Raw genomic sequence first — 13957 nt, 5'->3', positions numbered from 1 at the left:
TCAGCGGAGATCGGCTGCGAGCAGCGGCCAGGTGGCGTGCAGGTCGTGCTCCCAGTACGCCCAGGAGTGCGTGCCGTTGGGACGCGTCAGCACCTTGTTCGGGATACGCAGTTGATGCAGCCGCGCCGACATCTGCTGCGTGCACTGGTTGACGGCCGCCTCGATGAGTCCGCCGAGGATCATCTGATTGCCCAAGGTGAACAGGTCACCGTTGACGAGCGGCGAATCGAGTCGGTCGTAGGGACCGGGCAAGCCGGTGCCGCTGGTCATGTACACCTTGGTGCCACGCAGCTTGGCCGCGTTGATGTAGGGATCGTTGTCGCGCCAGCCGCGCGCACCGGGCGGCCCCCACATGTTGTTCAGATTGCCCTGCCCACGGTCGGCGACGACCATCCGGATGTAGGCCTGACCGAGCGGATCGCTGGTCCGGGCGCATCCGCTGTAAGCGGCAACCGACCGGTACAGCTTCGGTGCGGCGATGGCCAGATTGAGCACCGAGGTGCCCGCCATCGAGATACCCGCGATCGAGTTGACCTTGGTGGTCTCGAACTCCTTGTCGATCAACGGCGGCAGTTCCTTGGTGAGGAAGGTGGTCCACTTGTTGCGGCCGAGCACCGGATCGTCGCGCTGCCAGTCCGTGTAATAGGAGAAGGCGCCGCCGATCGGGGTCACCACGTTGACGTGCTTATCCTTGAAGAACTCGACATAGCTGGTCTTCGCGGCCCAGGTAGCCGAGTCCTCGCCGCCGCCCGCACCGTTGAGCAGGTACAGCGTCGGCGCCGGTTTGCCTGCATCCTTGGGACGCAGCACATTGACCGGGATCAGCTTGTGCATCGCCGCGGAGTAGACGATGACGGTGGCCTGCTGCGGACCGTCGTGCACGACGGTGTCGATGCGTGCGACGTTCGGGTCGGCTTCCGGCTCGGCCGATGCGACACCCGCGGAGAGGCCGAGCAGAACACCGACGACGCCAAGCACGGATACCGCCCGAGTAGGCCATCGTTTATGCACCACATACCCCTTACGTCACATTGGTAACAGCTGTAACAGCGTATCGAGCGGGGGTCCCGATCCCCAACCCGAGGAATCCGCCGTTAGCCAGTTGTGATCGGGTCGTGGCCCAATCGACTGCCCGGCGGCGCTGCAGCTACGGTCGAGCCGGCGACCGGCACGTTGCCACCACCCGTTCCGGCCATGTCAGGACGGTGGTTCGCCGGATTCGGTGCGGCCGGGTTCGGTGCGGGCGGATTCGCGTTCGGCCCGGTTACGGCGTCGCAACGCCCGCCGCCGGGCATGTTTGTCCGCCGTGCGCGGTCGACGTCGTCGCGGTACCTCACCGCCACCCAGAACCCTCGGCGATGATGGTGGCTGGGCCGCCACGAACCGCACCCGCTGGAGCCCGGGGAACAGGTCCAGATTGTTTTCCGCCGGACCATCCACCACCACACCTTCCGGGGTGATCACCTCGATCCGGGTATGCCCGTCCGCATCCAGATACTGATCATCAACCCAATCACCGAACGTCTTGAGCAGATGATGAAACCGGCACTTGACATTCATGCCTTCCGGGCTGGTCCGCCCACCCGCAGCCGGATCATCATGGTCGTATTCGGTGACGTGATCACCATCAGCCTTCCACGCCGACCGCGTGCAGCCGGGCACCGTGCAAAAACCGTCCCGAATCTTGAGGAACGTGTCCAACGCCGTCGACGGCCGATACGGATCCGAGCGCAGATGCGGCGGAAGCGGATGGTCGGCGTCATCTCCACCCAACGGGCGCAGCACCGTGTCGTCGCGGGCCACGATCTCAGCGACGTGTTCCCCCGAGATGACGCCCACCCCGTCCACAAAACCAGGACGGTTCGCCTCGCCGGCGACGGTGCCCGCATCGGCCACCACATGCACCATCACCCGCGCATGAACACCCCGATAGTGCACCGGCTCAGGAATCTGGGCATCACAGTCGGCGCGATCACACTCACAGACGAATGGTTCACCGGAGAGCAGGGCGAACATCGCATCCGACTCCCGGGCCGGCTTACGCCGACGGTCGAACCGGCAGGCGGTGGCCGCCAACCGCACGACAGCGTCATGGGAGATGCGGGCATTCTCCGCCGACATCGACACCCCCACATGTGCCATCCCACCCTCAACCGCGGTGATCCACGTACCCCGATCGGCCAGGGCGGCGTCACGTTTGCGGCGGACCGCGTCCGGATCATGGCGGAACACAATCCGATCCACCATCGTCCGCAACCCCGCCACCGACCACCCCCCACGTGCGCGACGTAGCCGGTCGGCGATCCCCGCATCCACCACCGACATATGCTCACCATCAACCAGATCGGTGCGAGTCACGATCGCCGCGAACTGATAGCCGCCGATCAAACCATCCCGCAAACACGCCCCCACCACGGGGAGACGATCACGCATCGCCAACCCGGCCGCCAACAACCGTTCCGCCGCGCACTGGGTGATATGACGACTGACCGCGATACGTGCCGCGACCTGAATGGTGGTGTCCAACAAACGCGTATCCACATCGACGTCGACCCCGACACCCATCTCGTCGGCCAACACCGCATCATGCAACTCACCAATCAGCCGATACGACATCCACTGCACAAACGCCTCGGCCTGCGCACACACCGACAAACCCGCCACACCCGCCGCCGCCGAGGCGGCCGACACCATCACCGCCTTGGTCACCGCCGGCGCCACACACGCCCACCGCACCACACCCGACTCAACAGCACCCGACTCAACGGCACCCGACTCGACTGATTCGACTTCCGACACCACACCCACCCCACGATCTGATCGAACGTATGTGCTAACACTAGCCCGCACATCCGACAAGAACGGGGCCATGACCAGACCCTGTGGACAAACGCCAAAGTCCAAGGCGTTCATCGTTGTTGACAGGCGTCACGTCGGCTCGGTCTCCGCGGCTCGTCGCTGCGTTCCTCAGCCCTCGGCCGACTTCGAGTCGGCCTGCCTGCGTGCCGCGTTGGCGATTTCATCCCGCACCCAGTCGGGTTCGACCACGACATAAGGGAATTCGAGTGCGAGCAGCCACAGGGCGCGGACGGCGAATCGGCGGTCGCCGAAATCCAGCCGCAGCCGGACCCGGTCCCCCCGAGCGAGTTCGGCGTCGTCGAGAACGGTGGGCGGAGCCGGGATTCGCGTGGAATCCTTGGCGGCACATTCGATGACAACTTCAACGGGTTCGAAGTTCGACCGGAACGACTCCCGCCGACGCTGCCAGATCGCCTCCAAGTCCACGTCTGGGCTCCGGCGTGCGGGTTCGTCGAGGATCTCGACGTCCGACATCCGCGACACCCGGTAGATGCGCTCACCGCCATCGCTGTCGGCGACGAGATACCAGACATCGCGCGCGACGATCAGCCCCACCGGATCCACGATCCGTTCACGCGCCGACTCGGCCTGACGACTTCGATAGTGCATGCGGATGCGCCGCCCGTCGAAGACGGCCTGCTGCACCGGGGCCAGCGCATCCATTCGAGGCGGCTCGCTGACAAAACCCTCCGGGCGTACCAGGATCCGCTGGGCCGCCCGCACCGCCGACTCCCGGAACTGCTCCGGCAATGACGCCGCGACCTTGCGCATGGCGCTGGTCAATGCGGGCGAATCGATGCGGCCGGTACCGGCCACCAGCGACCGCGCCTCATCGAGCGTGAGCCCGGACAGATCGGTCCGATATCCGGGCAGCAACGCGAATCCGCCATGCCGCCCGCGTTCGGCGTAGACCGGTACCCCCGACAGCGACAGAGCGTCGATGTCACGCAGCACGGTCCGCTCGGAGACGTCTAGTTCGGTCGCGAGTTGCGCAGCCGTCATCCGACCATGCGTTTTGAGCAGCATCAGCACCGCGAGCAGGCGTTCGGCGCGCATGTCCCGATTGTGCCGGAAAAACATGACAGAAGATGTCAGGTATTTGAACTTCACTGATTCTTACCACCAACAAACATCGGCGAAAGGCACCTCATGACCGAGACCACCCTCAACGACCCTCGTCCCGCATATGCCGCCGCGACCGCCTGGCTGACCACACTGATGCGGGCGGTCACCCCCGACCAGCTCGACGATCCGACCCCCTGCACCGAGTACGACGTCCGCGCGCTGAGCGCGCATCTGGTGATGACCGCGCGCCGCGCGGCGACGATCGCCGAAGGTGGTGACATCCTCGCCGTCACCACCGACCCCGACGTCTTCGGCGCCCAGGATTACGCCGACGCCGCCACCCGCGCGGTGGAACTGTGGGCCGACGATGCTCTGCTCACCACCCCGGTCATCGTTCCGTGGGGTGAGGCGCCGGGAGCCGGCGCACTCTGGGGCTACGTCCAGGAAACCCTCGTCCACGGCTGGGATCTCGCGGTCGCGACCGGGCAGAACCCCGAAGCCGACCCGGCACTCGTCGCGCCCGCCCAGGTGTTCGCCGAACGGTTCATCCCAGCCGCCATCCGCGCCGACGAGGTGGTGCCCTTCGGCGCCGTCGTCACTCCGCGCGCCGAGGCCGGACCGACCGAACGACTCGCCAACTGGACCGGCCGCGAATCCCGGACCTGGGTCACCACATCCGCCTGACTCGGCGCAACCCTTCCGGTCGCGACGGTTCGCGGCCGGAAGGGTCTGGATGTCAGCGGGCATACGATGAAGGACGATGACCGCCGATCAGACACCGGAGATGGGTGAACCGCCCGTCAACACCCTCGGATCGTCGGCAAGCCGAAGCCGGTCGCGGCACCCCGTCTTCGAATCGCTGGGTAACCGCAACTACCGCATCTACTACGGCGGGCAGGCGCTGTCGCTGATCGGCACCTGGATGCAGGCCACCGCGCAGGCCTGGCTGGTGCTGACCCTGAGCGATTCGCCGTCGCTCCTCGGTCTCATCGTCGCCCTGCAGGCGTTGCCCGTCCTTCTGTTCGGCCCTTATGCGGGGGTGATCGCCGACCGCGTCGACCGACGGCGACTGATGATGATGTTGCAGTCGGTGATGGGGGTACTCGCGGCGGTCCTGGCGATCCTCACCATCGGCGGATGGGTGCAGGTCTGGCAGGTCGCCACGCTTGCGTTGCTCCTCGGCCTCAACAACGCCTTCGAGATCCCCGCCCGGCAGGCGTTCATCCACCAGATCGTCGGTCCGGACCTGATCCGCAACGCCGTCACCCTGAACTCGGTGATGGTCAACGCCGCACGGGCCATCGGCCCTGCGGTCGGCGGCATCCTGCTGGCACTCGTCGGCGCCGGATGGTGTTTCGCCTTCAACGCTGCCAGCTTCGTCGCGGTAGTCGTCTCGCTGAGCATGCTGCGCACTTCCGAACTTGTGCACGAGGAACCGGTAGCCCGAGCCAAAGGGCAGCTGCGCGAAGGTCTCCGATATGTGCGCGGCACCCCCGACCTGTGGGTTCCGTTGGTCATGATGGCCGTGGTCGGCACACTCGCCTACGAGTTCGCGGTGTCACTGCCGGTCCTGGCCCGCGATGTCTTCGACAGCGGACCGGAGGCTTTCGGGTTCATGACGTCGTCGATGGGGATCGGCGCCGTGTTCGGCGGACTCATCGTCGCCGCTCGCGGATCAACCGGTCTGCGCCCACTGACCTTGGCGGCGGCCGGCTTCGGCGTGACGATCGCCGTCACCGCGCTCGCCCCCGAACTGTGGATGGCGATCGTCGCCATGTTCTTCGTCGGCTGGTTGTCGGTCTCGTTCACCGCGATGGGCAATGCGACCCTGCAGTTGTCGGCAGCCGCGCACATGCGCGGACGGGTGATGGCCCTGTGGTCGGTGGCGTTCATGGGTTCGACGCCGATCGGCGGGCCACTCATCGGCGCGATCAGCGAACATGCCGGCGCCCGCATCGCCCTCGGCGTGGGGACGGGCGCCTGCTTCCTCGCGGCGACCCTCGCCTACCTCGCCTATCGCCGGCGGCAGGTCCGACCAGGTCGTCTACCGTGAAGACACCGATCTGTCCCGCACGATCCGAGGAGTCCTGATGCGCTATCGCGACGCACCCACCGTCGAGGTGTCGGAGAAGCTCGGCGACGTCGAGCCGCGCAGCGTGTGGGAGATCGTCACCGACATCGCGCTGCCCACCCACACCGACGGTGAGCTCGTCGGTGTCGAATGGGTGGGACCGGCGCAGCAGATCGCGGTCGGCGCACGATTCCTCGGCACCAACTCGTCCGAACTGCGCGGCACCTGGACGGTGGAGTGCGAGATCGTCGAGGTCGAGCCGGAACGCCGATTCGTCTGGACCGCGGGCAGCGCGACGACCGGCCCGTGGGCCACCTGGGCATTCGAGATCGACCCGACCCCGCGCGGGGTCGTCGTCCGCCAGTGGGCGCGGCTGGGGCCCGGATCGTCGCCGCTGGCCGAGATCATCGCCACCCGACCCGACCGGGAGGCGCAGATCATCGCTCGTCGCATGGGCGACTGGCGGGCCAGTATGCAGGCCAACCTCGATCTGGTGAAGCAGCGGCTGGCGGTCGATACGCCGCACGTCGGCTGACCAGCTGCGTCGCTCTGTCGGCGAGCGCACTTTCGGCGAACCCGCCCCGGCTGTCGGAGGCGAAGCCTAGGCTGTGATCCCAGTCATATCCGACTGATCGTGGGGGTGGGGTTTCATGGGGGAATTTGTCAGGCTGATGCCAGGGGTGTCGCCGAATCACAGCCGCCGGAAACGTCGGCCACTGCGCACCCTCGGCGTCTTCGTCGTCGGCGTCGCGCTCACCGCGACCACCCTCAGCTTCTCCAGCGCCCCGGCAGACGCAGGCAACCACTTCTTCCCGAACATCTCCGAGACGGCAGTCCCGCGTGCCGACTGCGGTCCCGGCTCGCTTCCCGAACGCGGTCTGCAGGGAGATGTGAGCGCCGAGGATCGCAACTCCGGCCGCAGCCGCGCCGGCTACCGCTGCAATATGACCAAGGTCGGCAATGTCCGTGGTTCCGGCGGCGGCATCGTGTCGGCGACCTTCGATCACTGCAGCTACACCGGCAGCCTCTTCCCCGGCGACAATTTCATGTCGCAGCCGGGCGTGCAGGTCGTCGACTCGTCGAATCCCCGCGCCCCGCGGATCGTCGGCTCGCTCAAGGACACCGCGATGCGCGGCGGTACCTGGGAGACCCTGAAGGTCAACAAGAAGCGCAAACTTCTCGCCGCGACATCCGTCCCACTGCTGTGGGGCGGCGGCTTCTTCGCCGTCTACGACATCTCCGACTGCGCGCATCCGCGTCTGCTCAACAAAGTCGTCGGCACCCGGACCCCGCTGCCGTTCACCTCCCACGAGGGCGGCTTCTCCCCCGACGGGCGCACCTACTGGGCGTCGGGGATCTGGCCGGGGCATCTGTCGGCGATCGACATCGCCAACCCCGCCGTCCCGCGCGTCATCTGGCAGGGTCTGCAGGCGTTCGTCGGACACGGCTTCGGCATCACCCCGGACGGCAACCGCATGTACATCTCCAACGCGGCCGGGGTCACCGTCCTCGACATCAGTGCGGTGCAACGCCGTGCCCCCTACCCGCAGGTACCGCATGTGGCCGCGTACCTCTGGCCCGACGGTCAGGTCAACCAGCACACCATCCCGGTGACCTACCGCGGTCGGCCGCACATCGTGACCGTGGACGAACTCGGATCCGGCGGCGTGAAGATCTTCGACGTGACGAAGGTGAACAAGCCCGACTACGTCGCCCAGATCAAGCTGGAGATCAATCTGCCCAAGAACCTCGACACCAACTTCCGGTCAGGGATGGGCGGCAGCGTGTTCAACAGCAATCCGCACTACTGCACCGTCGATCGCCCTGACGACCCCACCGCCCTGGCCTGTTCGTGGGAATCCTCGGGCATCCGGGTCTTCGACATCAAGAATGTGCGCAAGATCCGCGAGATCGGCTACTACAACCCGCCGGCCCAGAAGGGCGCGACCGTCGCCCAGCTGCCCAACTCACCGCATGTGCTCGGCTCGCTCTCCGGAGTACCGGCTGTCGAATTCCTGAGTCTGGGTATGGCCATCCTCAACGGCAAGGTGTCGTTGCCGCAGATGATCGGACCGCGTGTCGGGATGGTCGTCGGCGGTGACATGGCCACCGACTGGTGTTTCTCACCGCCGACCTGGCACGGCAACCAGATCTGGACGACCTGCTCCGACGGCGGCTTCTACGCCCTGAACCTGAGTCGGCGGGTGTACACACCACCGGCGAATCAGGACACCACGATCGGATGAGCGACACCTCGATACCCAATCTGCTCCGCGGGGCCGGCGTCGCCGTCGTCGCGGTGCTGGTCCTCGCGATCGGCGCGGTGGCCGGCGCGGCCTGGCAGAGCCACCAGGCCGACCACCCGCCTGGCCTGAGCAACGTCGACATCGGTTTCGCCCAGGACATGTCGACCCACCACGATCAGGCACTGCTGATGGCCCGCACCGTTTCCGGACTGCCGGGTGTCTCGGAGGAGATTCGGGTCTTCGCCGACCGGCTGGTCCTCACCCAGACCGCCGAGACGGCGACGATGCGCGGATGGCTGCAGTTGTACGACGAGCCGCTGACCCCGACCACCCCGATGGCATGGATGGCCGACGCCGCGCCTGCGGGCAGGCACCAGCATGGCGCGCCCCAGCAGGCCGTCACCGATCCGGACGCACCGCCGATGCCCGGGATGGCCAGCATCGACGATCTGGGTCGATTGAGTTCGTCGACCGGCCGGGACGCCGAGGTCTGTTTCCTGCAGCTGATGATCCGGCACCATCGTGGCGGTCTGAGCATGGCCCAGGCCGCCTACAACAGCGACCAGGCGGGCACCGCGACCAAACAGCTCGCACTGACGATGATCGGCGATCAAGGCAACGAGATCGGTCAGATGACCCTGCTGCTCAAGGCCCGCAACTCCGACCCGCTGCCGACCTGAGCGTCGAAGGGGCTCAGGCAGTCGCCGGCCGCAGGGTGAACAGTTCCCACACTTCTTTCTGGTCCGCGGCCCATGGGTCATAGACGAACGGTGCGTGCCGCAGCGCCATCCCGGCCTCCCGTGGGGTGCGGTCGGCCTTGAATCCATTGCACGACCGGCAGGCGGCGATCTGATTGCCGTAGCTGCTGGGTCCGCCACGCGACCGCGGCATGATGTGGTCGACCGTGTCGGCCGGCCCCTCGCAGTAGCCGCAGATCCACTGGTCACGTCGCAGGATCGTCGGCGACGACGCGTAGGAATCCATCGATTTGCCTGCGTAGGGCCGGTAGGCGTTGCGTTTGATCGCCACCACCTGGTGGATCGGCAGCGTGAGAGTGGGCGAACGCACCACCCGCACCAGCGGAGTTCCCTCGACGTTGCGGGCGACCTCGGTGGTCAGCAGGACGGCGGCGCGGCGCCAGGTGACACGCGCAAGTATCTGCAATCCGGCGTTGGTGACGAAAATGGTCATGACTACTCCTCGAGAAGGTGGCGAACTCCTGGTGCGCCGCCCCTCGCCGGATCAGTCGTCGATGACCGTTCCGAGGAGGTCGGCGTGGTGGGCGCGATTCGTCTGTTGTGACGACCGGTCGCCCAGATAGACGTGTTCGTCGAGATCTCGGTGTTCGCAGGTGGACACGGGCGCCTCACCTCCTCTCTCTGTGTGTCGTGCTCGGTACTTGCTGTGGTTGATGTCTAGTTGTTGTGTGACGCCTTGTTGTGTGACGTCTTGTTGTGTGAGGTCGGAACCAGGACGATCCTCGGTCCGGGCGATGACGCTAACGAAACGCCCAGGTCAGGGACAAGTGAATTTCGGCAGACAATTTCGACAGGTCCCCGGGAATCGTCACCGTCCTCCGACCTGTCGATCCGCCCGGCCGCCGTTGCGGCCGGGGACCTGAGAAGACGCTCACAGCTTGACGGGGTAACCTTCCCGCGAGCTGTCCGGGGGATGAACATTTCCCAGGTTATGAGTGGAGCGGAGGCCGGTCATCGTCACCGAACAAGTTGCGACGGCTCCCGACGACGACCCCGCACAATCCACCGTAGCGGCGAATACCGACAAGTCGACGAACCCCGGGCGCGTGTCCACCGCGACGAGCACCGACGCGGTCAAGCAGACGCCGAAACCGGATAAGCACCTCTACCAGATCGACTTCGTCCGGCTGGTTACCTTCGCGTCGGTCATCCTCGACCACATCATTCTGGTCGTCCCGGCCTTGGTGACGATGTCGACCGGCGCGCTGGGCATGCTGCTGCGCTACACGCGCGACTCATTCTTCGCCCTGACCGGCTTCGTGCTGACCTACCAGTACCGCGATCGCGAGCTGAAGGCGACGACGTTCTGGCGTCGCCGCTACAAACTCATCGGCCTGCCGTTCGTGACCTGGACGTTCTTCTATTGGTTCTACAACCGCTACCTCGGCGGCGGATGGGCCGATCTTCGCGCGATCGCCGATTCGGCCGCGACCATCACCGAGGCGATCAAGAGCATCGGCTACGACCTCGTCCTCGGTCACGCGATGTACCACCTGTATTTCCTGTCGGTGAGTATGCAGATCTATGCGGTGTTCCCGCTGATCCTGTGGGTGCTGCGCCGAACCTGGGGTTACCACCGCTACCTGCTCGCGGCCGCGGCCGCATTCCATTTCCTGCTGCTGCACGCCATCACCGGCCCGTGGCGGTGGCACCTCATCGACAGTCCGCTGCGCGTCGTCGTCAATCACATCGAGGTGACGATCCTCCCCTACATCCTCTACATCCTGGTCGGCTGCGTGGCCGCGATGCACTTCCCCGCCTTCCAGTCGTTCATGTCGCGGTTCCGGTGGCCGGTGATCGCGTCGTCGCTGGTCGTCGTAGTCGCGACGGTTGTCTACTTCGTGCACGAAGTCGACCTCGGCATCGACATCGAGCGCGCCTCCAATGTCTTCCTCGTCCACAACGCCTTCGCCTACATCGCGATCATCGCGATCTTGTACTGCCTCGGAACGCTGTGGCAGGACCGCAGGCGCCCCGGGTCGGTCGCCGACAATTTCATGCGCACCGCCGCCGACCGATCCTTCGGCATCTACCTGGCGCATGCACTCGCGCTCAGCGCACTGCTGCCGACCATCGACGCCCACCTGAACATCGCGCCGTGGCCACGCATGCTGCTGTCCTTCGCGATGACAGTGGTGCTGACCGTGTTCATCGTCGAAGTACTGCGACGCAGCCCGATCAGCCTCATCACCACCGGCCGGGGCACCCTGGACTGGCGGGCGCAGAACGGGACACGATCACTGCTGGTCGGTGTCGGCGCGCTGGTTGTCGGTGTGGCTCTACGCCTCCTGGATCAGTCGCTGCTCGGAAACGTCGTCATCGCGACCGCACTCCTGCTGATCGTCTCGGCCGCCGTCGTGTTGCGCAAACAAGCCGCCGCGGCCGCCTGAGCTACTCACACCGGGCCGGACTGAGCCCCGATCACCATGACGATCGGAATCATCACGAGCTGCGCCACACAGAACAGCGCCGCCATCGGGCTGGCGCGATGGCCGGCGCGCAGGCGGCGGACGATGACATAGGAGCACGCGATGAGTAGGATCGTCGCACTGATGCCGCCGGTCCACACCGCTGCCCGGATCCAGCCGTCCCCACCACATGACGCATAGCCGTCACCCTCGAAGGTGCTGCAGTTCGACGTCCCCATCACGGTGATCGCGGCAGCCGGAACGGACAGCACCCCGACGATCGCCTGCACCACCCACAGCAGCGCCGACGCCACGATGTCGGCGATCGACGCAGCGGCGCGTGGCTGCTCGGCGTCGGACGATCGGGTCACGAAAGTCAGTCTATGGCCGACGTGCGCCACACCACCCATCCGTCGGGGTACGCGATCGGCGCAACCCACCCCGGATGTGTGAAACTTGCGGGATGACATCTCCGCGGGGGCGATCGACGTATGCCATCGTCATGGCCGTGCTGGCCGCCGTACTCGGCGTCGTCATCACCTCGTCGTCGGTGATCCCGCAGTCGAGTCCGCCGGTGCGACAGGTGGTTTCGGCCGCCGACCTGGCGCCGCTGATCTTCGCCGGGCAGCAGTATGTTGCATTGGGTAGTTCCTATGCCGCCGGGCCGGAGCTGACGACCCCGCCGAACCCGTGCCAGCGCGCCCGGGACAACTACCCCCACCAGGTGGCGCACGCGCTCGGCATGCGCCTGGCCGATGTCACCTGTTCGGGTTCGCGCACCGCCCACATCCTGCGGATTCCGCAGCGGCCGCTGGCCGCACACCGGCAGATCGATGCCGTCACCCCCGACACCCGGCTCGTCACGATCACCACCGGCGGCAACGACATCGGTTACATCGGTCGGCTGCTCGCACTCGGCTGCCTGAATGCGACGCCGGGATCACTGGCGCCGGCCACCGCAGCGGCCTGTGCGCGGGGCCGCACGGTGCGGCCCGAACCGACCGCCGCCGGATATACGGCCGTCGAGCGATCGATCGTCGCGATCATCGACGCGGTGCGCATGCGCGCGCCCCGAGCCCTGGTGGTCGTCGTCGACTATCTGCCCGTTCTCGGTCCGCACGACCGTAGTTGTCCCGGACTGGCGCTGACGTCCGCGGAGGCCGCCGCCGCGCGACGCGTCTTCGACGGGCTGGCCGCGGCGACGGCACGTGCCGCGACGAACGGTGGGGCGAATCTGATCCCGGCGTCACGACTCGGCCGGATGCACGGTGTGTGCTCGGCCGCGCCGTGGATCAGCGGGTTCGGGCGCGGCTCGGCGTCGTATCACCCGAATCTCGCCGGCAAGACGGCGCTCGCCGACGCCGTGCTGCGACTGCTGCGGCAACCCGCGATCACGGCGAAGGCGCTCGCGTTGAGCACGGTTCCCCTGCCCGCAACCCAGTTGACCCCGACTCCCCCGACCCAGACTCCCCCGGCCCAGACTCCCCCGACCCCTACGACGATCGGCCCTGGACCCGGCCGCTGACCGTCGCGACCGACGGCATCAGAAGATGTCCGGCAGATCCTGCGAGACCGTCTGGCCGAAGGCGGGTGGCCGCTTCTCCAGGAACGCGGTGACACCCTCGTAGACGTCGGAGCCCTGCCCGCGGTAGTAGATCGCCTTGGAGTCCGCCGCGTGCGCCACCTCCGGGCTGGGTGCACCCGCCATGCGCCACAACAACTGTCGAGTCAGCGCCACGGACACCGGCGAGGTGTCGGTGATCAGTTCCCGCGCCGCCTCGATGGCGGCAGGCAACACCTCGTCCTTGGGAACCACGCGCTGCACGAGGCCCTGTTCCAAGGCCTCGGCGACCGGCACCATCCGGGCACCCATCGTCCAGCGGAGCGCCGTGGGCAGGCTGACCAGTCGCGACAGGAACCAACTCGACGCCGCTTCCGGCACCAGTCCGCGTTTGGTGAAGACGAAACCGAACTTGGCGTCCTCCGAAGCGATTCGGGCGTCACCGGGCAGGGTCATGGTGACGCCGACGCCGGCGGCCGGGCCGTTGACGGCGAAGACGACCGGCTTGAGCGAGCGGAAGATCCGGAGGGTGAGCCTGCCCCCCTCGTCGGCAGGCACCTCGGTGGGCGCGAAATCGGTGTAGTCGAAGGTGTCTGCACCACCACCGAGGTCGGCGCCCGCACAGAAGGCGCGGCCGGTGCCGGTGACGACCACCGCGCGCACCGTGTCGTCGGCGTCGGTCCGATCGAAAGCCGCGATCAGCGCATTGCCCATGTCGGTGGTGAACGCGTTGAGACGGTCGGGCCGGTTGAGTCGGAAGATCGCGATCTCGCCGTCACGTTCGACGGAGATCGTGGATTCGGGGGTGGCATCGGTTGCGGTCACTCACCCAACCTATCGGACTACCGAGCGTTCGCTCTGCACTTGGTGATTATTGATACCCACGAACGCAGTCGGGGGGGGGGGGGGGGGGGGGGGGGGGGGGCGGGCGGGGGGGGGGGGGGGGGGGGGGGGGGGGGGGGGGGGGGGGGGGGGGGGGGGGGGCGGGG

At 66.8% G+C, this 13957-nt stretch carries 13 protein-coding genes; 7 read left to right on the top strand and 6 right to left on the bottom strand.

Annotated elements, in window-relative coordinates; all coding sequences use genetic code 11:
• The 3 genes from QSJ18_RS14925 to QSJ18_RS14915 form a co-directional block, all read right to left on the bottom strand.
• Positions 1 to 978, bottom strand: coding sequence for an alpha/beta hydrolase (locus tag QSJ18_RS14925; protein WP_462476090.1), 978 nt, complete (start codon positions 976 to 978; stop codon positions 1 to 3).
• A 219-nt stretch (positions 979 to 1197) separates the two neighbouring features.
• Positions 1198 to 2799: an HNH endonuclease signature motif containing protein gene (locus QSJ18_RS14920; protein ID WP_286327346.1), complete on the bottom strand. Its 1602-nt coding sequence runs from the start codon at positions 2797 to 2799 to the stop codon at positions 1198 to 1200.
• A 168-nt stretch (positions 2800 to 2967) separates the two neighbouring features.
• Entirely contained in the window at positions 2968 to 3915 is a 948-nt protein-coding gene (locus tag QSJ18_RS14915; protein WP_286327345.1) for a helix-turn-helix transcriptional regulator, read from the bottom strand.
• A gap of 93 nt (positions 3916 to 4008) precedes the next feature.
• Here QSJ18_RS14915 and QSJ18_RS14910 point away from each other — a divergent pair, with 93 nt between their 5' ends.
• From QSJ18_RS14910 to QSJ18_RS14890, 5 genes are all read left to right on the top strand, one after another.
• Complete coding sequence (locus QSJ18_RS14910; protein ID WP_286327344.1) at positions 4009 to 4608, top strand: TIGR03086 family metal-binding protein; 600 nt, start codon at positions 4009 to 4011, stop codon at positions 4606 to 4608.
• 76 nt (positions 4609 to 4684) lie between these two features.
• Entirely contained in the window at positions 4685 to 5977 is a 1293-nt protein-coding gene (locus tag QSJ18_RS14905; protein WP_286327343.1) for an MFS transporter, read from the top strand.
• 37 nt (positions 5978 to 6014) lie between these two features.
• Positions 6015 to 6530: an SRPBCC family protein gene (locus tag QSJ18_RS14900; RefSeq protein ID WP_286327342.1), complete on the top strand. Its 516-nt coding sequence runs from the start codon at positions 6015 to 6017 to the stop codon at positions 6528 to 6530.
• Positions 6531 to 6666: 136 nt separating this feature from the next.
• A complete protein-coding gene (locus QSJ18_RS14895) occupies positions 6667 to 8241 on the top strand; it encodes an LVIVD repeat-containing protein (RefSeq protein WP_286327423.1) in 1575 nt (524 codons plus the stop codon).
• The gene (locus QSJ18_RS14890) at positions 8238 to 8921 is read left to right on the top strand and encodes a DUF305 domain-containing protein (protein ID WP_286327341.1); all 684 of its coding nucleotides are present in this window, start codon (positions 8238 to 8240) and stop codon (positions 8919 to 8921) included. The genes QSJ18_RS14895 and QSJ18_RS14890 overlap by 4 nt, the downstream gene beginning before the upstream one ends.
• 13 nt (positions 8922 to 8934) lie before the next feature.
• On the opposite strand, the gene QSJ18_RS14885 is transcribed toward QSJ18_RS14890, so the two are convergent.
• On the bottom strand, positions 8935 to 9432 hold the full coding sequence (locus QSJ18_RS14885) for an HNH endonuclease (RefSeq protein WP_286327340.1): 498 nt from the start codon (positions 9430 to 9432) through the stop codon (positions 8935 to 8937).
• 502 nt (positions 9433 to 9934) lie between these two features.
• On the opposite strand from QSJ18_RS14885, the gene QSJ18_RS14880 reads away from it, so the two are divergent.
• Positions 9935 to 11389, top strand: a complete 1455-nt coding sequence (locus tag QSJ18_RS14880; RefSeq protein WP_286327339.1) for an acyltransferase family protein — start codon at positions 9935 to 9937, stop codon at positions 11387 to 11389.
• 5 nt (positions 11390 to 11394) lie between these two features.
• On the opposite strand, the gene QSJ18_RS14875 is transcribed toward QSJ18_RS14880, so the two are convergent.
• Positions 11395 to 11778, bottom strand: coding sequence for a hypothetical protein (locus QSJ18_RS14875; protein ID WP_286327338.1), 384 nt, complete (start codon positions 11776 to 11778; stop codon positions 11395 to 11397).
• A 92-nt stretch (positions 11779 to 11870) separates the two neighbouring features.
• Between QSJ18_RS14875 and QSJ18_RS14870 the strand changes: the two genes are divergently transcribed.
• Positions 11871 to 12932: an SGNH/GDSL hydrolase family protein gene (locus tag QSJ18_RS14870; RefSeq protein ID WP_286327337.1), complete on the top strand. Its 1062-nt coding sequence runs from the start codon at positions 11871 to 11873 to the stop codon at positions 12930 to 12932.
• 18 nt (positions 12933 to 12950) lie between these two features.
• Here QSJ18_RS14870 and QSJ18_RS14865 read toward each other — a convergent pair whose 3' ends face one another.
• Positions 12951 to 13793, bottom strand: coding sequence for an enoyl-CoA hydratase-related protein (locus QSJ18_RS14865; RefSeq protein WP_286327336.1), 843 nt, complete (start codon positions 13791 to 13793; stop codon positions 12951 to 12953).
• Positions 13794 to 13957: the final 164 nt, after the last annotated feature.

This window comes from Gordonia heveisoli (assembly GCF_030315745.1).
Classification (GTDB): Bacteria; Actinomycetota; Actinomycetes; order Mycobacteriales; family Mycobacteriaceae; genus Gordonia.
Note: the sequence above shows the minus strand (reverse complement) of the source record. Positions and strands in the feature narration are given on the sequence as shown.

What these genes read in the sequence shown, in the direction of transcription:
- QSJ18_RS14910 (WP_286327344.1), top strand. Translation starts at nt 4,009, where the DNA reads ATGACCGAGACCACCCTCAACGACCCTCGTCCCGCATATGCCGCCGCG.
- QSJ18_RS14900 (WP_286327342.1), top strand. Translation starts at nt 6,015, where the DNA reads ATGCGCTATCGCGACGCACCCACCGTCGAGGTGTCGGAGAAGCTCGGC.
- QSJ18_RS14890 (WP_286327341.1), top strand. Translation starts at nt 8,238, where the DNA reads ATGAGCGACACCTCGATACCCAATCTGCTCCGCGGGGCCGGCGTCGCC.
- QSJ18_RS14885 (WP_286327340.1), bottom strand. Translation starts at nt 9,432, where the DNA reads ATGACCATTTTCGTCACCAACGCCGGATTGCAGATACTTGCGCGTGTC.
- QSJ18_RS14870 (WP_286327337.1), top strand. Translation starts at nt 11,871, where the DNA reads ATGACATCTCCGCGGGGGCGATCGACGTATGCCATCGTCATGGCCGTG.
- QSJ18_RS14915 (WP_286327345.1), bottom strand. Translation starts at nt 3,915, where the DNA reads ATGCGCGCCGAACGCCTGCTCGCGGTGCTGATGCTGCTCAAAACGCAT.
- QSJ18_RS14905 (WP_286327343.1), top strand. Translation starts at nt 4,685, where the DNA reads ATGACCGCCGATCAGACACCGGAGATGGGTGAACCGCCCGTCAACACC.
- QSJ18_RS14895 (WP_286327423.1), top strand. Translation starts at nt 6,667, where the DNA reads ATGCCAGGGGTGTCGCCGAATCACAGCCGCCGGAAACGTCGGCCACTG.